At 68.7% G+C, this 24,466-nt stretch carries 2 protein-coding genes (1 of these 2 only partly in view); both read right to left on the bottom strand.

Annotation, left to right across the window (positions count from 1 at the left end):
- Nucleotides 1-6,216 carry the beginning of a non-ribosomal peptide synthase/polyketide synthase gene (locus GFY24_RS05905; RefSeq protein WP_153803919.1) on the bottom strand. 19,275 nt of this gene lie to the left of the window's left edge, so only the first 6,216 of its 25,491 coding nucleotides appear in the window; its start codon is at nucleotides 6,214-6,216; its stop codon lies off the left edge, out of view.
- Nucleotides 6,216-24,335 carry a non-ribosomal peptide synthase/polyketide synthase gene (locus tag GFY24_RS05910; RefSeq protein WP_309230510.1) on the bottom strand — a complete coding sequence of 6,040 codons (18,120 nt, stop codon included), beginning with the start codon at nucleotides 24,333-24,335 and terminating at the stop codon, nucleotides 6,216-6,218. Before GFY24_RS05910 ends, GFY24_RS05905 begins: the two co-directional genes overlap by 1 nt.
- Nucleotides 24,336-24,466 lie beyond the last annotated feature (131 nt).

A 24,466-nucleotide genomic window follows, 5' to 3' on the forward strand; every position in this document is an offset into this window, starting at 1 on the left:
CACCTGCGCGCCAACGGTGAAATCGACTGTGCCGCCGGTGTTCTGCGGCTGCGCGGGGCGCGGGCGATCGCTGGGCAGGGCCAGCTGGGCGGGCAGTCCGGCGAGGGTGTCGCGCCAAAACTCCAGCTGCTGGTGGGCCAGGTCGCCCGGGTTGGTGTCGGAGCCGAGCAGGGCGCGCTGCCACAGACTGTAGTCGGCGTACTGGATTTCCAGCGGCTCCCAGCCGGGGGCGGCACCGGACAGGCGGGCGGTATAGGCGCGCATCAGGTCGGCGACCAGGGGCGGCATGGAGAGGGCATCGCCGGTGATGTGGTGCAGCACCATGACCAGCACGTACTCGGAGGAGTCATACGGGGCGCCGGGGCCGCGATCGACCACGAGCAGGGCTATGCGCGAAGGCAATTCGCGGACCACATCGAACGGCGCCTCGGCGATGGCGGTGACGGCCGCGACGATCTCGGACTCCCGCACCGGAACCGGGTTGAGCGTGAGACCGACATCGGCGGGGTCCAGAGTCTTCTGGTACGGACCGAATTCGGTGTCCGGGAAGTAGGTGCGCAGGGCATCGTGGCGGGCCAGTACATCCAGCATGGCCTGCTCCATGGACATCACATCGAGGCGGCCGGACAGGCGCAGCACCACGGGCAGGTTATAGCTGCTGGGGCGCTCCTGTTCGCTCTCCAGGCGATTGAGGAACCACAGGCGCTGCTGGGCGGAGGAGAGCGGGACGCGATCGGTGCGCGGCTGCGGGACCAGCGCGGGACGCGCTGTCGCACCGGACAATTCGCCGACGGCGGCCGCGAAGCTCTCGACTGTGCCCGCATCGAAAAGGGTGCGGACCGGAATGCGCACGCCCAGTTCGGCTCCGGTGCGGGCGGTGACCTGGGTGGCGTAGAGGGAGCTGCCACCGAGGGCGAAGAAGTCGTCGTCCAGGCCGATCCGGTCCAGGCCGAGTACCTCCCCGAAGACGCGGGCGACTACGCGTTGCGCGGCATCGACCGGGGCACGGAAACGCTTGGCGGCCAAAGTCGGAACGGGCAGGGCGCCGCGATCGAGTTTGCCGCTGGTGCCGAGCGGGAACTCGGCGAGCTCCACGATCACGGTGGGCACCATGTACGCGGGCACCAGTTCGGTGAGCCGGTCGCGCAGTCCATCGGTGTCGAGTTCGGTTCCGGGCGTGCGGATTACGTATCCGGCGAGGAAATCACCGGTATCACCGGGGATGACCCGGACCGCGGCCTGCGCGACCTCCGGGGCGGTGAGCAGTGCCGTCTCGATCTCGGCGAGTTCGATGCGCTGGCCGCGGAACTTCACCTGGAAGTCGATGCGGCCCAGGTAGACCAGCTCACCCTCCGGCGTCCACTTCACCAGATCGCCGGTGCGGTACATGCGTTCGCCACCGAACCCGAAGGGGTTGGCCACGAAGCGATCCGAGGTGAGATCGACGCGGCGGTGATAGCCGCGCGCCAGCTGCACACCCGCCAGGTAGAGCTCACCCGGTACGCCGATGGGGGCCGGACGCAGGCGCGAATCCAGTACGTAGACCTGGGTATTCCACTCCGGTTCGCCCATGGGGACGGCTTGCGTCTCCTCGCGGACCTCGCGGAAGGTGACGGTGACCGCGGCCTCGGTGGGACCGTACAAATTGTGCAGGCCGGCAGCGCAGACCGCGCGGAAAGCGGTGACCGTCTCCGGCGAGAACGCCTCACCCGCGACGAAAACCTCACGCAGCGAACCGAGTTCGCCGGGCTCGGCATGAGTGGCGAAGACGGCCAGCATGGACGGCACGAAGTCGGTGAGCGTAACCCCGTGCTCGGCGATGGTTTCGGCGAGGTACCGGGCATCGCGATGCCCGTCCGGGGCGGCCAGCACCATGGTGGCACCGGCGCGCAGCGGCAGGAAGTAACCCCAGAGCGAGACGTCGAAGGTGGAGACCGTCTTCTGCAGGTAGACATCCTTGCGGCCGATACGGTACTCGGCCTGCATCCACGCCATCTGATTGGCGATGGCGCGATGGCTGACGGCGACGCCCTTGGGCTTACCGGTGGAGCCGGAGGTGAATAGTACGTAGGCCGGATGCTCCGGGTGCAGGGTGGCGCGGCGCTCGCGATCGGTGACACGGCCGGGCCGGTACCCGTCCAGGTCCATTTCATCAACGCGGTGCAGGGGAAGGTCGACACCCGCCGGGAGTGTGAAACCGTCACCGGCGGTGGTCAATACGAGCTGCGGATCGGCGGTTTCGAGAATGTGGCCGATGCGCTCGATCGGGTGCGAGGGGTCGATGGGCACGTACGCGCCACCGGCGCGCAGCACGGCGTACATGGCGACAATGAGCTCCACCGAGCGCGCCATGGCCAGCACGACCAGGGATTCGGGGCCGACACCGGCTTCGATGAGCAGGCGGGCCAGGCGATTGGCGCGCTCGTCGAGTTCGGCGTAGGTGAGTTCGGTATCGCCGAACACCAGGGCGCGCGCCGCGGGGGTGCGCTGCGCCTGGGCGTCGAAACCGGTGTGCAGGAACAGGTCCGGGACCTTGTGACCGGTGGCGTTCCAGGAGTCGACGACATAGTCGAGCTCACCGGCGTCCAGGAGGTCGATATCGCCGACCGGGCGTTCGGGGGCGGCGGTGGCGGCGGTCAGCAGGCGGGTGAACTTGGCGGCGAACTCGCCGACCGTGGCCGCGTCGAAGAGTTCTGTGGCGTAATTGAATTCGGCGCGATAGCCGTCGCCGTCCTCGGCGACGGTCAATTGCAGATCGAATTTGGCGAAGCCGGAGTCGAATTCGACCAGTTCGGCTGCCAGGCCCGGGAGAACCGGGGTCTGCGCGCCCAGGTTCTGCAGCACCAGTGCCACCTGGAAGAGCGGGTGGCGATTGCGGGCGCGTACCGGATTGAGCACCTCCACCAGGCGTTCGAACGGCACATCGCGGTGCGCGAAGGCGCGCAGATCCCGTTCCCGCGCAACCGAAACCAGTTCGGCGAAGGAGAGGTCACCGCGCACCTCGGTGCGCAGCACCAGGGTATTGACGAACATGCCGACCAGATCGTCCAGGGCCCGCTCACCACGACCGGCGACGGCGGTGCCGATGGCGATATCGGTGGTGCCGGACAGGCGCGCCAGCAGCGCGGCGAGCGCGGCGTGCAACACCATGAACGGGGTCGCCCGGCTCTCGCCGGCAATCCGGTCGATGGCGGCGCGGAGGTCGGCGTCGAGGTCGAAACCGACTGTCGCACCGCGATATCCGCTCACCGCCGGGCGCGGCCGATCGGCGGGCAGATCCAATTGCGCCGGCAGTTCGGCCAGCTCCCGGGTCCAGAACGAAAGCTGGCGGGCGGCAAGCGAATCCGAATCGGAGTCGGCACCGAGCAGCCGCTGCTGCCACAGCGCGTAATCCGCGTACTGGATATCCAGGGGAGCCCAGCCGGGCCACTCCCCCGCCCGGCGCGCGGTGTAGGCGTCCACCAGATCGCGCACCAGCGGGGCCATCGAGACACCGTCGGCGGCGATATGGTGCACGACCAGCACCAGCGTGTGATCGGTGGGATCGACCCGGAAGAGCCGCAGCCGCAATGGAATCTGCGCGGCGACATCGAATCCGCGCCTGGCCTCGGCCTCGATGGCGGACCGTAGCAGCGCGTCCGCGATATCGACGGGAGTCAGCTCGGCGGCGACCGGGTGCCCGGCGGAGATCGGACCGAGCACGGCGGAGTGCACGAGCTGAATCGGGCCGGCGGGGGTCTGCGGGTAGGACGTGCGCAGCACCTCGTGGCGGGCGATCAGATCGGTGACCGCCGCGGTGAGAGCGGCGGCGTCCAGGTCGCCGCGCAGGCGCAGCGCGACGATCACATTGTCGACCGCCGCCGCGTCGAATCCATCGGCCGCAGTCTCCGATTCGGTGTGCGCGAGGCGATTCAGGAACCACATGCGCTGCTGTGCCGGCGAGAGCGGAACCAGTGCGGGCCGCTCCCCCGCCGCCAGCACGGGGCGGTCGACATCGATTTCGGCGGGACCGAGCAACTCCACATCCGAATTCGCCCGGGCCGCCGGGTCATCGGCGAGCAAGGCCAGCGCGGCCACGGTCGGGCGGTCGAAGAAGTCGCGCACATCGAAGGTGATGCGCAGCGCCTCGGAGACCCGGGCAATGGCCCGGGTGGCGATGAGCGAATTGCCGCCCAGGGCGAAGAAGTCGTCGTCCGCGCCGATCCGGTCGGTACCGAGCAGATCGGCGAAGATGGCGGCAACGGCCAGTTCGGCGGTGGTCTCCGGGGCGCGGAATTCCACCGCGCTGTCGGTGAATTCGGGCTCCGGCAGGGCACGACGATCGAGCTTGCCGCTCTGGTTGAGCGGGAACTCGGGCAGCACCACCAGCAGGGCGGGCACCATGTACTCGGGTAGTCGCTCACGCGCGGCGGTCAGCACCGCCGCGGTGTCCAAGGCATTCGCGGCAACCGGGGTCCCGATACCGGCCACGGCGGCCGCACTGTCGTATGCGGGGACCACGTAGCCGACCAGGTGATCACCGGTCGCGCCATGGTGCAGTACGACTGCCGCCTGCGCCACCTTGTCATGGCTCAGCAGTGCCGCCTCGACCTCGCCGAGTTCGATGCGCAGACCGCGCAACTTCACCTGGAAGTCGCTGCGCCCCAGGTACTCCAGCTCGTTCGGGCCGCCGTCCACCTGCTGCCAGCGCACCAGATCACCGGTGCGGTACATGCGATCGCCCGGCGCGCCCTCGGGATTGGCGACGAAACGTTCCGAGGTCAGCGCGCCCCGCGCCACATAGCCGCGTGCCAATTGCACTCCGGCCAAATACAATTCGCCGACCACTCCGGCCGGGACCGGTCGCAGATTGTCGTCCAGCACCAGCAGATCGGTGTCATCGGCGGGCGCGCCGATGGGCACCTGCACGATATCGGCGGCGGTCACCTCATGGGCGGTGACGTCGACGGCCGCTTCGGTGGGGCCGTACAGGTTGTGCAGCGTGGCTCCGCTGACATCGCGGAAATCGGCGGCCGTGGCGGCGGGCAGCGCCTCACCGGAGGCGAAAACCGCACGCAGCGAATCGGATACGCCGTCCCGGGCGGCCTCGGCGATGAAGACCGAGAGCATGGACGGGACGAAATGCGCGATGCTGATGCCGTAGTCGGCGATGGTGCGCAGCAGATACGCGGGATCGCGATGCCCGTCCGGTTCGGCGATCACCAGGCGCGCGCCGACCTGCAACGGCCAGAAGAACTCCCACACCGACACATCGAAGGTGAACGGGGTCTTCTGCAGTACCGCGTCACCGCAGTGCATCCGGTACAGGCGCTGCCGCCAGCGCAGATTCGCCACGATCGCGCGATGCGAGACCGCGACGCCCTTGGGTCGCCCGGTCGAACCGGAGGTGAAGATGACGTAGGCGATATTGTCCGCGATCGGCTGCGGCACATCGCGATCGGTGACCGGCGAATCAGGTGTGGCCGATGCGGTGCGCTCGAATTCGTCGATGCGCAGCACCGGCACGGCGGTCTCGAACTCCGGCTCATCGGCCGAAGTCGTCAGCACCACAGCGGGATTCGCCACGGATAGGACGTACGCTAGTCGCTCCGCCGGATGATCCGGATCCAGCGGCACATACGCGCCACCGGCCTTGATAATGGCGTACATGCCGACCAGCAGTTCGAACGAACGCCGAACGGCCAAGCCCACCAGTACATCCGGGCCGACGCCCGCGGCGAGCAGGCGGTGTGCCAGTGCGTTGACACGGGCATCGAATTCGGCGTAGGTCAGGCTCTCCCCGCCGAATTGCAGCGCCACCGCGTCGGGGGTGCGGCGCACCTGATCCTCGAACAGTGTCGCCAGGGTCTCGACCGGGGCCAGGTTCGGGGTGAGCACTCCGGCGGCGGCCTCGACGGCATCGTCCAGGAGGTCGTCCAGGACGGCGCTGAGCGCGCCCTCCTCCCCCTCCATGAGCGCGGGCAATTGCCCCGAGATCACGACCTGAACCAGGGCCTCGGGTTCGAGTGCGCCGCCCATGGCCTCGGCCAGCGCACCCAGCTCGGCGGCGAGCGCGCCGTAGCCGACGGTGACATCCCCGTGCCGGACCGCAATGCGCTCCGGCTCCAGGTTCGCCACCGTTTCGATCAGATTGGGCAGGTCCGCGGCGCCATAGGCGCTACGCAGCGCCGCATGGTTACCGAACGGGTTGAGGGCGACCGACTCCACACGAGACATCAGAGGTCTCCTTCTGACTGAACCAGCGCCTGCGCCGCGCCCGAAAGCGTGTGCAGGACTTGGGACAGGCCACCCGCACCGAGGGCGGCCAGGATGCCGGGCACCAAACCGGCGAGTGCGACATTCACCAGGGCCTCCGGCTTCGCTGCGGCACCCATGGCACGGGCGACGGTGGCGAGTTTGGTGGCGAGGTCGCGGTAGGTGACGCTGTGCGCGCCGTGCGAGACGGCGACAGTGTCGGGGGCCAGCTCGGCGGCGGCTGCGATGAGCGCCGGGAGCTCGGCCGCGGGCACCTCGGCGGGTGTCCGCTCCACCTCGGCCGGGCGCGCGGAGGCGCCGGAAGCCGGGGTGGACGCCGGACCGGAGTTGCCGCTGCGAGGCCGCTCCGAATCCGTACGAATATCGATGGCGCGCACGGTGATCGCCGGATCGGCGGCAATCGCGTCGAGCACGCACAGCAGCCGCTCCGCCAGCAGGCGAATCGTGGCCGCTTCGAAAATGTCTGTCGCGTAAGCGAATTGCATACGCAATCCGGTGACGCGACCCTGCGGGTCGTACTGCTCCAGCGCCGTCAGCTGGAGATCGAACTTGGCCTCGGTCAGGCGCGGTTCGAGCACCTCGACCTCGAGACCGGGGAGGGTCACTGTGCCGGTGTTCATATTCTGGAAGGTGAACATGACCTGGAAGAGCGGGGTGTACGCGCTGGTACGGGCGCGACCGGAGGCAGACAGTACCGCCTCCACCACCCGCTCGAACGGGACATCCGCCTGGGCGAGGGCGGCGAGGTCGCGATCGCGGACCTGACGCAGCAGCTCGTGGAACGGGGCGCGGGCGTCCACCTCGGCGCGCAGCACCACGGTATTGACGAACATGCCGATCAGGTCGTCCAGGGCGCGCTCACCGCGACCGGCGACGGGTGCGCCGACGGCGATATCGGAGAGGCCGGACAGCTTGGACAGCAGCACCGCGAAGGCGCTGTGCAGGACACCGAAGAGGGTGGCATCGTGCTCGCGCGCCACCTCCGACAGCCGTGCGGTGAGCTCGGCCTCGAGCTCGAAATCGACTGTCTCGCCGCGCATATCGCGACGGGCCGGGCGCGGGCGGTCGGTGGGCAGCGAGAGCTGCTCCGGGAGACCGGCCAGCTCGGTGCGCCAGAACGCCAATTGCGAGTTGAGCAGACTGTCCTGATCCAGTTCGTCGCCCAGGACCGTGCGCTGCCAGGCACTGTAGTCGCCGTACTGGATGGCCAGCGGCGTCCAGGCGGGGGCAGTGCCGGAGAGGCGAGTCGTGTACGCCCGCCCCAGGTCTCGCGCCATGGGAGCGATCGAGTAGCCGTCGGTGCTGATGTGATGCATGACCACGACGAGCACATGCTCGGTAGGCGAGACCGACAGCAGGGCCAGGCGCACCGGCGGTGCGGTGGTGACATCGAAACCGGCCGAGACGATTTCGGCGATCCTGTCGTCGATATCGGTGCCGTTCACGGCGATCGGCGCGAGGTCGAATCGCACGTCGTCGACGGTGAGCACCCGCTGCACCGCTTCGTCGTCCACCTCGGGGTAGCAGGTGCGCAGAATCTCATGGCGGGCCAACAGATCCCGCACGGCGGCCGTGAGTGCCTCGCGATCCAGGGTTCCGGAGAGTCGAATGGCGGCGGGCACGTTGTACGCGCCGGACTCCGGGGTCAGCCGATTGACGACCCACATGCGCTGCTGCGAAAGCGACAGCGGTGCAAGGGTTTCTTCGGCACGCCGGACCAGCGCGGGGCGCACGTCCGACGGATCGATCGCCGCCAGCCGCTCGGCCAGGGCCAGTACGGTCGGCGCTTCGAATACCGCCGCCACGGGCACCCGTACACCCAGGTCCGCGCCGAGGCGCGCCGCGAGACGGGTCGCCATGAGCGAATTACCGCCCAGGGCAAAGAAATCCGCGTCGAGGCCGACAATTCCGGTGCGGGACTCCACCTCCGAGGCCGGACCGGCAGCGGCCGCTGCGGGCAAACCGATCACTTCGGCGAAGGCGGCAGCCACCAGGCGCTCGGTCGGTGAGACCGGGGCACGGTACGCGCCGGCGGTGAACGCCGGCTCGGGCAGGCGCGCGCGATCCACCTTGCCATTGGCATTGAGCGGCAAGGCTTCCAGCACCACCAGGGCCGCCGGAACCATGTACTGCGGCAGGTCCGCGGCGAGCGCGGTGCGCAGGCCCGCCGCCACCTCGTCGTAGCGGGCCGGATCGGCACCCGGGACGGCCGCATAGGCGACCAGCCGGGCGCCGCTGCCACCCTCCGTGCGGGCCACCGCGACGGCCGCGGTCACACCGTCCTGGCGGCGCAGCACCGTCTCGACCTCACCGAGTTCGATACGGAAGCCGCCGATCTTCACCTGGAAGTCGGCGCGATCGACATACTCCAGCGAACCGTCCACGCGGCGGCGCACGATATCGCCGGTGCGGTACAGGCGGCCCGCGCCGAACGGGTTCGCGACGAAACGATCGGCGGTGAGCCCCGGACGGCCGTGATAGCCGCGAGCCAGCTGCGCACCCGAGAGGTACAGCTCGCCCGGGACACCGATCAGTACCGGCTGCAGGCGCGAATCCAGTACGTACGCACCGCTGTTCCACGCCGGGGTGCCGATGGAGACGGCCTGGTCCGGACGCTCGGTCACCTCGAACGCGGTGATCGATACCGCCGCCTCGGTCGGGCCGTACAGGTTGAACAGGCGAGCCTTGCCCGGGTTGTCCAGGAACTCGGTCGCGGTCGCGGCCGGGAGGGCCTCGCCGATGGCCAGCACCGCGCGCACCGAATCGGGCAGCGGGCCGGTGGTGAGGAGCATGCCGAGCAGGGACGGGACCGGATGCAGCACGGTGACCAGATGCGTGTCCATGAGGGCGCGCAGACGATCCGGGTCACGCTCGTCGCCGGGGGCGGTGACGATCAGGCTGCCGCCGGTGGTCAGCGGGGACCAGAACTCCCAGACCGAGAGGTCGAAGGTGGCGGGGGTCTTCAACAGGGATCGGTCATTCGCGTCCAGTTCGAAAGTGTCACGCAGCCACTGCAATTGGTTGGTGATAGCCGAGTGCGGGACGGCTACGCCCTTGGGCTTGCCGGTCGAGCCGGAGGTGAAGATCAGGTAGGCGGGGTTGTGCGGACGCAGCGGGCGTACCCGTTCGTCGTCGTGGATCGGCGCGGGCGAATGGCTCGACAGGTCGAGTTCGTCAATCCGCAATACGTCGACGGCGGTGTTGTGGATCCCGGCCAAAAGCGCGCCGGGATGACGGGGGGAAGAAGGCTCGCCGGGGGACGCATCGCGGGTGGTTGTGAGAATGGCTGCCGGGGCTGCGGTTTCGACAATGTAGGCGATGCGATCGGCGGGGTGATCCGGGTCGATCGGGACGTAGGCGGCACCGGACTTGACCACCGCGTACATGGCGATGACCAGGTCGATGGAGCGGCGTATGGCCAGCACGACCGTATGCTCCGGGCCGACGCCGTCGGCGATCAGACGGCGCGCGAGACGGTTCACCCGGGCATCGAATTCGCCATAGGTGAGGGTGGTTTCGCCCTCGGCGCTCAGTAGGGCGATGGCGTTCGGGGTCGCCGCGACCTGGGCGTCGACCAGATCGACCAGGGTGACCGGGGCGACGGGGTGCGCGGTGGCGTTCCAGGCGGAGAGCACCTGCTCACGTAGGTCCCAACCCAGCAGGTCGATGGAGCCGACGATGGTATCCGGCTCCGCCGCAATGGTTTCCAGTGTTCGGCGCAGGGCATCGGCGAACCGGAGCGCGGTGTCCTCGGTGAACAGATCCGTGGCGTAGCCGAGCGTGAGAGCCATGCCGGCGGGCGCACCCGCCGGGCCGTAGTGATCGACCGCGAACAGGTGCAGGTCGAACTGGGCGATCTCATTGTCGAAGTCGACCTCCGAGACCGTCAGACCGGGCAGCTCCAGGGCGGCTCGCTCATGGTTCTGGAAGGAGAAACCCACCTGGAAAAGCGGGTGCCGGGCGGTGGAGCGCGCCGGATTGAGCACCTCGACCAGGCGCTCGAACGGCACATCGGCGTGCGCGAACGCGGCGATATCGGCGGTGCGTACCCGGCCCAGCAGGGCCGAGAACGGTTCCGCGGCATCGACTTCGGTGCGCAGCACCAGGGTGTTCACGAACATGCCGATGATGTCGTCCAGGGCCGCCTCGCCACGCCCGGCGATCGGGGTGCCGACGGTGATATCGGCGGTGCCGGACAGGCGGGCCAGCAGCGCGGAGAAGGCCGCGTGCACCACCATGAACAGGGTCGCGCCGTGCGCACGGCCCACCCGGGTGAGGCGGGCATGCAGGTCGGCATCGACGGGGAGTTCGATTCGCTTGCCGCGCAGGCTCTGCCGCGCCGGACGCGGGAAGTCGGTGGGCAGATCCAGCTGATCCGGCAGACCGGTGAGAGTCTCGCGCCAGAACGAGAGCTGCTGTGCGGACAGGGATTCCGCGTCTTCCTCGGCGCCGAGCAGGGCGTGCTGCCACAGGGCGTAATCGGCGTACTGCGCGGTCAGCGGCGACCACATCGGGGCGGTATCGGCGAGATGCGCGCCGTAGGCGAGCATGAGATCCCGCACGAACGGCACCAGCGACGAACCGTCGGCCGAAATATGGTGCAGGGCACCGACGAACACGTACTCGCCGTGCGCCGCATCGGTAATGCGGAACAGCCGCAGTCGTACCGGAACCTCGGTGGTGACATCGAAGGCTTCGCTGGTCAGCGCCAGAATGCGCTGTGGCAGTTCGGCTTCGGTGCAATCGATCGGCAGCAACGGCTGCGCGGCCCGAGCGGCGGGCAGAATTACCTGCACCGGACCGGCCGCCGTCTCCGGGTAGACCGTGCGCAGGGTTTCGTGCCGCGCGACGACGTCCGCCACGGCGGCCCGCATAGCGGCCACATCCAGATCACCGGACAGGCGCAGGGCCAGCGGAATCGTGTAGGCGGTCGAACTACCGTCGAAGCGGTTCAAGAACCACATGCGCTGCTGCGCGGGCGACAATGGCAGCTGCTCCGGCCGAACACCGGCGACCAGCGCGGGGCGAGCACCCGACTTCGGCGTGACCTCGACGCGGGCGGCCAACTCGCCGACCGCCGACGCCTCGAACAGCGCCCGTACACCCAGATTCGTGCCGAGCGCACTACCGATACGGGCAACCGCCTTGGCCGCCAGCAGCGAACTGCCACCCAACTCGAAGAAGTCGTCATCCACACCGATGCGCTCGGTCCCGAGCAGATCGGCGAACACCCCGGCGACAATCTCCTCCACCGGAGTGGCCGGAGCCCGGAACACCTTCGCCTCGAACACCGGCGCGGGCAACGCCTTACGATCCAGCTTCCCGGAAGCATTGAGCGGCAGCGCCTCCAGCACCACGAACGCCGCGGGCACCATGTACCCGGGCAGCGTCGCGGCCAGCGCAGCGCGCACGACGTCCACCCGCACGCCGTCGGCGGCAGTGGCCGCACCGGCCTGGGCGGCAGCAGTTGTGGCGGGCACCAGGTAGGCCACCAGCTGATCGCCGAGACGATCATCGGCGCGCACCACCACCACGGCCTGGGCGATGGAATCCATTGCGGTCAGGGCGGATTCGATCTCACCGAGCTCGATACGCAGACCACGCAGCTTCACCTGGAAATCGGTGCGGCCCAGGTACTCGATCTCGCCGTCGGCATTCCACTTCACCAGGTCACCGGTGCGGTACATGCGGTCACCGGCACTGCCGAACGGGTTGGCCACGAAGCGATCCGAGGACAGATCGGGGCGACCCAGGTAACCGCGCGCCAGCTGATCGCCGACGAGGTACAGCTCACCCGCGATGCCCGGGGCAACGGCGTTCAGGCGGGCATCCAGCACGAAGGTGCGGGTATTCCACACCGAGCGGCCGATCGGCACCGAGATCTCGTCGGCGTCGACAACCTCGTGGAAGGTGACGTCGACGGCGGCTTCGGTCGGGCCGTAAAGGTTGTGCAAGCGCGCGCCAGTCAACTCGCGCAACTGCTGCGCGGTCGCGGCGGGCAGCGCCTCCCCGGAGGCGAACACCTGCCGGAGACGCATCCCCTCACCGAACGAGACGGGGGCGGTGTCACTGTTGAGGGTCGCCACGAAGAGCGCGAGCATCGAGGGCACGAAATGGGCTGTGGTGACGCCCTCTTCGGCGATGACCCGGGCCAGGTAAACCGGGTCACGGTGACCGTCAGGCTTGGCCACCACCAGGCGCGCGCCGGTCTGCAAGGGCCAGAAGAACTCCCATACCGACACGTCGAAGGTGGCCGGAGTCTTCTGCAGCACAGCGTCGTTCGCGTCGATCGGGTATTCGTGCTGCATCCACAGCAGGCGATTCACGATCGCGCCATGCTCCACGGCGACGCCCTTGGGACGGCCGGTGGAGCCGGAGGTGAAGATGACGTACGCGGTGTGGTCGGGGCGGATCGCCTGTCCGCGTTCGGAATCGGTGATCGGTTTGGCCGAGTAGCCGTCGAGGTCGAGGGTGTCGACCTCGAGGACCGGCACGTTGCTACCGGTGGTGAAGGCATCGCGGGCCGTGGTCAGGATCGCGACCGGGCGGGCGGTGTCCAGGACGTAGTCGATGCGGTCGACGGGCTGGTCGGGGTCCAGGGGGACGTACGCTCCGCCGGCCTCCAGTACGGCGTATATGGCGATGACCAGATCGGTGGAGCGACGAATCGCCAGCGCCACGGTCGATTCCGCGCCGACTCCCCGAGCGATGAGATGGCGGGCCAGGCGATGCACCCGCGCGGCGAACTCCGCATAGGACAGCGATTCCCGTGCCTCGCCTCGCTCGGGCATACCCGCGAACACGAGCGCGGTCGCGTCGGGGGTGCTCAGCGCTTGCGTCTCGAACAGCGAAACCAGGTTTGCCGCAGCGCCTTCCGGGAGTTCGGCGGCGAGGTCGCGGGTGGTGGCATTCCACTCGGTCAGCACCTGGCGGCGCTCATCGGCGCGGAGGAGCTCGATATCGCCGATCGCGATCATGCGGTCGGAGGCAACCGTCGCCAGCACCTGCTCGAAGCGGCGTGCCAGCGCCGCAATGCCTGCGCCCTCGAAAAGGTCGGTGGCGTAGGTGATTTCGATATCCATGCCGCCGGTGCGGCCCTCGGCGCCGAAGGTTTCGGTGACGGTGAACTGCAGGTCGAACTTGGCGATGCCGGCTTCGATCTGGGCGGGGAGCACGTGCAGGCCGGGCAGTTCCAGGGCGGGGAGCGGGAAATTCTGGAAGGTCAGCGCCACCTGGAACAGCGGATGCCGATTCTGGGCGCGGGCGGGGGCGAGTACCTCCACCACGCGCTCGAAGGGCACGTCGGTGTGCGAGAGGGCCTCGATATCGCCGGCGCGGACCTGCGCCAGCAGGGTGTCGAATGCGGCCTTCGGATCGATTTCGGTGCGCAGCACCAGGGTGTTGACGAACATGCCGACCAGACCGTCCAGGGCCTGCTCACCGCGCCCGGCGACGGGGGTGCCGATGGCGATATCGGTGCTGCCCGACAGGCGGGACAGCAGGATCGCCAGCGCCGCGTGCACGGTGCTGAACATGGTGGTGTCCAGCTTCTGCGCCAGGGCGGCGAGTTCCGCGTGCAGGTGGGCAGCGACGGTGAAATGGTGGCTGCCGCCGCGCTGGGTCGAGACCGCCGGGCGCGGGCGATCGGCGGGCAGATCCAGCTGTTCGGGGAGACCGGCGAGCCGCGTCTTCCAGTAAGCCAGTTGGCGGGCCGCCTCGGAATCCGGGTCGGTATCCGAGCCGAGCACCTCGGCCTGCCACAGCGTGTAATCCGCGTACTGCACGGGCAGTGGCTGCCAGGCCGGGGCCTGACCGGTGTGGCGCGCGGTGTACGCGGCCATCAGATCCTGGGCCAGCGGGCCGAGCGAGTAGCCGTCGGCACTGATGTGGTGCAGTACCAGGGCCAGTACATGTTCGGTATCGGAGATACGGAAAAGCTCTGCGCGCAAAGGTGTTTCGGCGGTCAGGTCGAAGCCGTGCGTGGCGGCGGCGACCAGGCGTGCGTCCAGCTCGGATGCGTCGATCAGTTCGGCGACAACCGACGGGACACTCTGTGCCCCAGTCCGAATCAGCTGCTCCGGCCCGTCCACACCATCCGGGTAGACGGTGCGCAGGGTCTCGTGCCGCTGCACCAGATCCGCGAGCGCACCCGCCAGGGCAACGGTGTCGAGCACCCCGGAGAACCGGATTACCAGCGGAATATTGTCCGCGGCCGCACCCGGACCGGAGGTCTCCTCGGCGGCCCAGTACCGGTTCAGGAACCACATGCGCTGCTGGGCGAGCGCGAGCGGCAGCCGCTCCGGGCGCATACGCGGCAGCAACGGCTTACGCGCACCCGCACCGGGGAGTTCGTGCGCGTATTCGGCAAGCGCTGCGACACTGCGGGTTTCGAAGAGTGCGCGCACCTGGATCTCACAATCCAGGGCCGCGCCGATGCGGGCGACCGCGCGGGCCGCCAGCAGGGAACTGCCGCCGAGCGCGAAGAAGTCGTCGTCCACACCGACCCGCTCGATGCCGAGCAGTTCGGCGAACACACCCGCGACCGCGATCTCGGCGGAGGTACCGGGCTGCCGGTACGCGGCGGCCTCGAAGGTCGGGGCGGGCAGTGCGGCGCGATCCAGTTTTCCATTGACCGTCAATGGAATTCGATCGATCACCACAATGGTGGAGGGCACCATGTGTTCGGGCAGCTGCCGGGCGATCGCCTGCCGCAGTGCGACGGTATCGACGCTCGCGGCTTCCACCACGTAGCCGACAATGCGGTCCTCGGCGACGATATCGTCGTGCCGGACCACCACGGCCGCCTCCCGCACACCCGGCTCGGCCAACAGGGCGGCCTCGATCTCGCCGAGCTCCACCCGGAAGCCGCGCAGGTTCACCTGCTGATCGGCGCGGCCCAGGTATTCGAGGTCCCCGGTCGCGGTCCAGCGCGCCAGGTCACCGGTGCGATAGGCGGCGGCACCGGCGGGACCGTACGGGTCCGCCACGAACCGGCTCGCCGACAGCGACGGACGCGACAGGTAACCGCGGGCCAACTGCCCACCGGAGACATAGATTTCCCCGGGCACACCCGCCGGAACCGGCTGCAACCGCGAATCCAGCACCCGCACAACCAGACCCGGCAGCGCACCGCCGATCACACTCGCCGAACCGGTCGCCGCGGTGATCGACCGGTACGACACGTGCACCGTGGTCTCGGTAATGCCGTACATATTGACCAGCGCCGGAGCCTGCGGATGCCGGGCGAACCAGTCGCGCAACCGCTGCGGCTCCAGGGCCTCGCCACCGAAGATGACACAGCGCAGCGCGAGATCATCGGCGGCGTTCGCCTGGTCGGCGGCGATCAGCTGATAGAAGGCCGACGGGGTCTGGTTGAGCACCGTAACCCGTTCGGCGGCAAGCAATTCGCGGAACTGCTGCGGCGAACGCGAGGTGAAGTAGTCGACCACCACCACACTGCCGCCGGACAGCAGCGGACCCCACAGCTCCCACACCGAGAAGTCGAAGGCGTACGAGTGGAACATGGTCCACACGTCGGACGGCCCGAAGGCAAAGTGCCGGCGCGTATTGTCCAGCAGCCGAACCACATTCAGATGCGGAATGAGCACGCCCTTGGGGCGGCCCGTCGAACCCGAGGTGTAGATGACATAGGCGGTATTCGCCGGATCGAGGGTGCCGCGACGGTCCGCGTCGGTGATGGGGGTATCGGCGTAACCGGTCAGATCCACGGTATCGAGGTCCAGGACCGGGCCACCGAACCAACACCCAGGCAGATTCGCGGCGGCGCTGGTGAGCGCGCACACCGGGCGGGCGTCGTCGAGGACGTATTCGATGCGATCCGCCGGGTAATTCGGATCGATCGGCAAATAGCCACCACCGGCCTTGAGCACCGCGAGCAGAGCCACCACCAGCTCCGCGGTGCGCGGAAGTGCCACGGCCACCAGGGATTCCGGGCCGACGCCGGCGGCGATGAGGCGCCGTGCCAGCTGATTGGCACGCGCGTCGAGTTGACCGTAGGTGAGGGTGGTATCGCCGGAGCGGATGGCGGTGGCCAGCGGATCGATCAGCACGGCGGCGGCGAAACGTGCTGCCAGCGTGCCGGATTCGGAGTCGTCCACACCGGTGGCAGACCACTCGTGCAGTACCCGCTGCCGCTCCTCGGCCTCGAGCACCTCGATATCCCCGACCGGCAGTGCCGAATCACTCGCCACCGCCGCGACCACTCGCCGGAAACGACGGGCCAGCACCTCGATGCCGTCGGCATCGAACAGGTCTGTGGCATAGGTGAATACGGCGGCCAGGCCGCCGTCGGCGCTCTCGGACACCGAGAGCTGCAGATCGAATTTGGCGGTGTGCGTATCGATATCCAGGCGCGACACCTCCAGACCCTCCAGTTCGAGGGTTGCGCCGGCGGTGTTCTGGAAATCCAGGACCACCTGGAACAGCGGGTGCAGACCCGGCGTGCGCACCGGATTCAGCGCCTCCACCAGGCGCTCGAACGGCACATCGGCGTTCGCGAAGGCGCGCAGATCCGCATCCCGCACGGCGGCAACCAGATCCGCGAACCCGGTACGCGTTGCGACCTCGATACGCAGGGCCAGGGTATTGACGAACATGCCGACCAGGCCGTCCAGCGCGGGCTCACCGCGCCCCGCCACCGGGGTGCCGATCGCGATATCGGACTGTCCGGAGAGCTTGGCCAGCAGTGCGGCGAACGCGGCGTGCACCACCATGAACAGCGAGGCGTTCGACCGCTCGGCGAGCTCCCGCAGCCGCGCGTGCACTCCGGCGTCCAGGGCGAACTCATACCGTGCGCCCCGCCCGGAGGCAGCGGCCGGACGCGGCCGATCCAACGGCAGGGACAGCTCCGGAGCCAGCCCCGAGAGCTCACTGCGCCAGAATGAAATCTGCTGTGCCAGCAGTGAATCCGACTCTTCGGCACTGCCCAGCAGCTCCCGCTGCCACAGCGCGTAATCGGCGTACTGCACCGGCAGTGCGGACCAGTCCGGCGCGGTCCCCCGGTGGCGCGCGGAGTACGCGGCCATCACATCGAGGGTCAGCGGCGCGACCGACCAGCCATCGGCGGCGATGTGATGCACCGAGAACACCAGCATGTGCTCGGCGTCGTCGACCCGAAGCAGGTTGAGCCGCAACGGCACCTCGGTACCGACCGCGAACGGCGTGGTGGCCAGGGCGCGAATACGCGCGTCCAGGTCGGCCGCCGCGATGTCCTCGGTGACCAGGCCGACCGCGGCCTCGGCGAGCGAAAGCACCTGCTGGCGGCCGATACCGTCGGTCGCGGGGTAGATCGTGCGCAGGGTTTCGTGGCGTTCGATCACATCGGTGAGCGCGGCCGCGAGCGCATCGCGATCGAGGGCACCGGAGAGTCGAATAGCCGCGACCAGGTTGTCCGCCACCGATTCGGTGTCGAAACGGTTCAGGAACCACATGCGCTGCTGCGCGTAGGACAGCGGCACACTCGCGGGCCGCTCCCCCGCCACCAGCGGCGGACGCCCACCCGTACCGGCGAATTCGCCCAGGGCGGTCGCCAATTCGGCCACCGTGCGGGCATCGAAGACCAGCCGCACCGGCACCCGGGCATCCAGGGCCGCGCCCAGCCGGGCCGTCAGCCGGGTGGCGATGAGCGAATTACCGCCCAGATCGAAGAAGTCGTCATCCGCGCCGATCGGTGTGCTCGCACCGAGCACATCGGTGAACGCGGCAGCCACCAGGCGCTCGGTCGAAGTGGTGAGGGCACGGAACTCGCGGGCCGTGAACTCCGGTGCGGGCAGGGCGCGATGATTCAGCTTGCCGTTCGGGGTCATCGGCAATTCGGCGAGCACCGTGAACGCGGCCGGCACCATATGCGGGGCGAGGCGACCCTGCAGGCTCGCCCGCACCGCCTCGGTCCGCACACCCGCTCGCGCATCGGCCGGAACCAGGTAGGCGGCCAGCTGATCGCCGCGCACGGCGTCGTTGTGCACCACCACGACGGCCTGCCGCACCTGCTCGTGTGCGGCCAGCGCGGACTCGATCTCACCGAGTTCGATGCGGTAGCCGCGCACCTTCACCTGAGAGTCATTGCGGCCCACATAGACAACGGAGCCGTCGGCGGCCCAGCGCACCAGATCGCCGGTGCGGTACATGCGTTCACCCGGAGCCCACGGGCAGGCCACGAAACGATTCGCGGTCAGCTCGGGGCGGCCGTGATAGCCGCGCGCCAATTGTGTTCCGGCGACATACAATTCGCCGGTCGCACCCACCGGAACGGGCTGCAGCGAAGCATCGAGGACCCACTCGCGCACACCGCGGATGGGGCGGCCCACATGGACGGGCTCACCGGCTCGCAGCGGCTGCGACATATTCACGATGACCGTGGTCTCGGTCGGGCCGTAGGCGTCGACAATGGTCCGCCCGGCCTCGACCCAGCGGCGCACCAGCTCCGCCGGCACCGCCTCACCACCGACCGCCACCGACCGCACATCCGGCAGCTCCGCCGGATCCAGCGAAGCGGCGGCCGAGGGGGTCATGGCCAGATGCGTAACCCGCTGTGCGCGTGCGAAATCCGCGAGCTCCTGACCCACGGTCGCACCGGCGGGCGCGATCACCAGGGTGGCACCGGAGTTCACGGCCAGCAGCAGCTCGGCCACCGAGATATCGAACGACGGCGAAGCCACGCTGAGCACCCGCGCACCCGGATGACCGAAGTAGTGCGCGGTCTGCTCCGCCGCCAGGCTCACCAGGGATTCATGCGTGACCAGCACACCCTTGGGCAGACCGGTGGAGCCGGAGGTGTAGATGGCGTAGGCGATGTGCTGCGCGTGCAGCGGACGCACCCGTTCGGCATCGGTGATCTGATCGGCGGCGAAACCCGCACAAGCCGTGCGGAATTCGGGGTCGTCCAGCAGCAGCCAGGGCAGCGGGCCGGGCAGGGCGGCACGGGAGGCGGCCGTGGTCAGACCCAGCACCGCATGCGAATCGGTCACCATGTGGGTGATGCGGTCCACCGGGTAGGCCGGATCCACCGGCAACCAGCCCGCACCCGATTTGATCACGGCCCAGACCGCGGTGACCTGCTCGATGGAGCGGGGCACGCCGATGGCGACCAGATCATCCGGGCCGATACCGCGGTCGATCAGCAGCCGGGCCAAACGCGATGAAGCGGCATCGAGTTCGGCATAGGTGACGGCACGGCGTTCATCGCAGAGGGCGATATCGTCCGGATCCGCCTCGGCGGCCTCGGCCAGCACATCGGGCAGCAGACCCGAAGCGGTCGCCGGACCGCCCGTACGGGTGGTGAGGTTCGCGTATTCACGCGGGGAGAGCAGGGGAAGGTCGGCGACGATGGTCGCGGGCGCGGCGGTGACGGCATCGAGCAGGCGCAGGAAGCGCGCGGCGAGCACGGAGATGGAGGCGGAATCGAAGAGGTCCGTGGCGAAAGCGAACTCCGCCTGGATCCCCGCCGGTGCCGGACCTTCCCCGGGACCGGCACCGGCGAAGCTTTCGGTGACCGCGATCGATAGGTCGAACTTGGCCACTCCGGTATCCAGCGTACCCGCCGTGGCAAGCAATCCGGGCAGTTCGACGCCGACATTCCCTACTCCGGTGAAAGACAACGTCACCTGGAAGACCGGATGGCGCGCTTGTGAGCGCGCCGGATTCAACGCCTCGACCAGCTGCTCGAACGGCACATCGGCGTGCGCGAAGGCAGCAAGATCGGATTCCCTTACGGTGCCGAGCAATTCGGCGAAGCTCGCGCGCGTGTCGATCCGCGTGCGCAGCGGCAGGGTGCCGACGAACATACCGATCAGTTCGTCGAGGTCGCGTTCGCCACGCCCGCCGACCGGAGTGCCGATGACAATGTCATCACCCCCGGACAGGCGGGCGAGCAGTACCGCGAGCACCGCGTGCAGCAGCATGAAGGCCGAAACCCCATGCTCCTGAGCGGTTTCCAGCAGTCGAGAGTGCAGACCGGCCGGTATTTCCAGCTGGTGGGTAGCACCCCGGCCACTCGCCACCGCCGGGCGCGGGCGATCCGAAGGCAGATCCAACTGCTCCGGCGCACCCGCGAGCGTGCGGGTCCAATACTCCAATTGCTGGGCCAGCAGCGAATTCGGGTCCGTTGCGGCACCGAGCCGCTCGCGCTGCCACAGCGCGTAATCCGCGTACTGCAGCGGCAGCGGCGTCCAGCCGGGCGCATGCCCCGCGAGCCGAGCGGTGTACGCCGCCACCAGATCCCGCGCCAGCACCGGCAGCGACAGCCCATCCGCCGCGATGTGATGCAGCACCACCGACAGTGCGAAGTCTGCTTCGTCCGCATTGTCATCGTCTGTCTGAATATCGAAAAGCCGGGCGCGGAACGGGATCTCGGTCTCGAGATCGAAGCCGCGCTCCGCGAAATCACGCAGCTCGGCATCCAGCTCCGCCGCGGCGATCGGCTCGGCGGCGGCAATGAGATCGGTCCCCGCGATCAGGCCCGCCGCGGCGGCATCGAATTCCGCGGCGGCGGCATCGGTCAGCGGCCGGTCCGCGAGCGACTCCAGGGCGGCACGCGGAGACAACGACGCGGCCGGAAGTACCCGCTGGCAGGGGCCCTGCGGGGTCTGCGGGAAGACGGTGCGCAGCACCTCGTGCCGGGCCACCAGATCCGCGATGGCGGCGCGCATGGCCGCCACATCGAGATCGCCGCGCAGGCGCAGTACGAACGGCATGTTGTAGTCGGCGCTGCCGGTGGCGAACCGGTTCAGGAACCAGATGCGCTGCTGAGCGGGCGAGAGCGGAAGCACCTCGGGGCGCTCGCGCACCGCCAATTCCGGTATCGCCATGCCGAATTCGGCATCCTCATCAAGGAACTGGCGCTCGATCAGCTCGGCCACGGCCGCCACCGTCGGCGCGCCGAACAGCTCACGCACACCGATACGGCAACCCAGATCACCGCTGATCCGCGCCGCCACCCGGGTGGCGATCAGGCTGTTGCCACCGAGGGCGAAGAAATCGTCATCCAGGCCGAGGCCCTCGCGCTCGAGCACCTCGCCGAAGACCCGGGCCACCGACTGCTCCACCACCGACACCGGCGCGCGATACACCGTGACAATCGGCTCCGGAGCGGGCAGCGCCCGGCGGTCCAACTTGCCGGACGCATTGAGCGGCAACGCATCCAGCACCACATAGGCGGACGGGACCATGTAGGAGGGCAGTGCGGCCGCAGCGGCGGTGCGCAACTGGGCCACATCCATCGAAATAGGCTGGGCGGCGGACTCGGCGGGGCGGGCGGGGACCAGGTATGCGACCAGCTGCTCGTCTCGGACCACCACCACGGCCTGGTGCACGAAATCCTGTGCGGCCAGCACGGTTTCGATCTCACCGAGCTCGATGCGCAGACCACGCAGCTTGACCTGGAAATCGGTGCGCTCGAGGTACACCAGCTCACCCTGGGCGGTCCAGCGCACCAGATCGCCGGTGCGGTACATCAATTCACCCGTGGCGCTGAGCCCAGCGGGCGCGGCGAAGGGATCGGCGACGAAGCGCTCCGCGGTCAATCCCGGTCGCGCCACGTAGCCCCGGGCGAGCTGAACCCCCGACAGATACAGCTCACCCGGAGTCCCTACGGGAACCGGCCGTAAACGTGAATCAAGCACGTACAGCCGGGTATTGGATACGGGTGCGCCGATCGGCACCACCTCGGTATCCAAGTCTGTGACCTCATGGAAGGTGACGTCGACCGCCGCCTCCGTGGGGCCGTACAAATTGTGCAACCGCGCACCGGTCAGCGCCCGCAGGCGCTGCGCCGTCGCGGCCGGCAACGCCTCACCGGAGGCGAACACCAAACGCAGGCGAATATCCCGCGCCGACGCCGTGACCAGCTCACCGAGGAACACGGCCAGCATGGCGGGCACGAAGTGCGCGACCGTAACCTGCTCGCGGACAATGGTTTCGGCCAGGTAGCCGGGATCGCGATGGCCGTCCGGCGTCGCGACGACGAGCGTCGCGCCGATCTGCAACGGCCAGAAGAACTCCCACACCGACACATCGAAGGTGGCCGGAGTCTTCTGCAGCACAACATCATCGGCATTGAGCCCGTACTCGGACTGCATCCACGCCAGCCGGTTCACAATCCCGCGATGCGTCACCGCGACGCCCTTGGGCAGACCGGTCGACCCCGAGGTGAAGATGACATAGGCGGTATTCGAAGCCCGCAGTGGCGCAAGCCGTTCCGACGCGGCCAGCGGCGCGCTCGAGTATCCGTCCAGCGCCAGTTCGTCCAGTACGAGCACCGGTGCGCCGAACTCGACGGCGGGCCGATCGGCGGCGCCGGTCAGCACCACGGCCGGGCGCGCGGTCGCCACAATGTGCGCGGTGCGATCGGCCGGATGATCCGGGTCCAGCGGCACATACGCCGCGCCCGCCGCCTGCACGGCGTACAGCGCCGTCACCAGCTCCGGCGAGCGGCGCAAATGCAGCGCCACCAGCGTCTCCGGGCCGACACCCAGTGAAATGAGATGCCGCGCAAGTCGATTCACCCGGCCGGAGAGCTGTGCGTAGGTCAGTACGACGGCCGGTTCCCCGGCGTACCGCAGCGCGACCGCCGTCGGCGTCCGCGCGGCCTGCGCCGCGAACATGGATACCAGCGTCGCCTCGGCGGGCACCGGCGGCTCCGCCTCGGCGAAGTCACGGGCGGTGTCATTCCAAATCCGCAGGCTCACTTCGCGTTCCAGCTCGGTGATGACCGGCACCGCGGCCAGCGGCGTGGCCGGATCCAGCTCCAGCAGTCGCTCCAGGAAACCGGTGAAGCGCGCGTGCTGCCGCGCCAGATCGTCACTGCCGTAGAGGTTCGGATTGGCCTCCAGCTCCAGATGCACCTGATCGCTGTCGGCGTAGTACACCTGCAGACTCAGATCCTCGACCGGACCGGTGGTGAGCACGTGATATCGCGCGGTCGCCGACCCCAGGGGCAGTGCCAGATCGAAGAGCATGAAATTGGCGAGCGGCCCGAACAGCGCGCGCCGGGTCTGCTGCCCGTCACGATCGGCGTCCCGGCGAATGTCCTCATGCCGATACCGCTGGTGGTGCAGCGCATTCGACAATTCGAGCCGGGCGCCGGCCAGCAGGTCACCCCAGCTGGCGTCGTCACCGACGGCCAGCCGCAGCGGCACGATATTGGAGAGCATGCCCGCCGACCGCCGGGTGTACTCATCGGTGCGCGCCGTCACCGGCAGACTGAGCACCACTTCGCGCTGATCGGTGAGCCGGGCCAGGTACGCGCCGAAGGCCGCCAGCAGCACCACCGCGGTCTTCGAATCAGTCTCGCGGGCAACCTGATTCACCCGGTCCAGCACCCTCTGCGGCAGCTGCCGCCCGAACCGCAGATTGGCCGGAGCGGCCGCGGCGGTACGGCGATCCAGGGTGGTGGCCTCCAGACCGAGCACCCGATCGGCCCAGTACCGGCGATCCTCGGCGAACTCCGCACTCGCCCGGTACCGCTGCTCGGACTCGACCAGCACCGACATGTCGCCGGGCTCGATCATCGTGGGTTCACCACCGGTGACCAGCGCGTTGTAGCGCTCGGCAATACGCATGGTGATGGTAAGCGCGCCGTATCCGTCCAACAGGATGTGATGGCAGCGCAGGTAGAAGAAGTACCGCTGGTCGCCGACCCGCAGCACCGCACCGGCGAAGAGCCGATCGTGCAGCAGATCCGCGGGGGCGGAGAAGTCGGCGTGCATCCAATCCCGTGCGGCGGCAACGGGATCGGCCTCGCCGCGCAGATCCAGGTACGGAACCGGTATGGGCAGAGTGGGATCCACGATCTGCCGGGGCTGCCCGTCGACCTCGATCAACCGCACCACCACGGCCTGGAATTCACGAATGGCCGCGCCACAAGCGGTTTCGAGCGCGGCGGCATCGAGATCGCCGTGCACGTCCACGTACTGCGCGACATTGATCGGCACATCCGGATCGAGCAACTGGGCGTACCAGAGGCCGAGCTGACCGGGAGTGAGTTCGAAGGCCGCGGGCGCGGGCGCACTGCCCACCGCCCGATCGCTGCCCGGTCCGAAACCACCCAACTCCGTACCCTGCACCAGAGCCTCCTCGATTTGCCCGAATTGCTATGTGGCCGAACGCTTTCGGGCATCGCGAAATAGACCTGGGCAGGCCGGTGGGTACCGGCCGCCAGGTCGCGGAAAACCGCATTGCCCTGGGGGATTCGACG

This window comes from Nocardia sp. SYP-A9097, assembly GCF_009649815.1.
Classification (GTDB): Bacteria; Actinomycetota; Actinomycetes; order Mycobacteriales; family Mycobacteriaceae; genus Nocardia.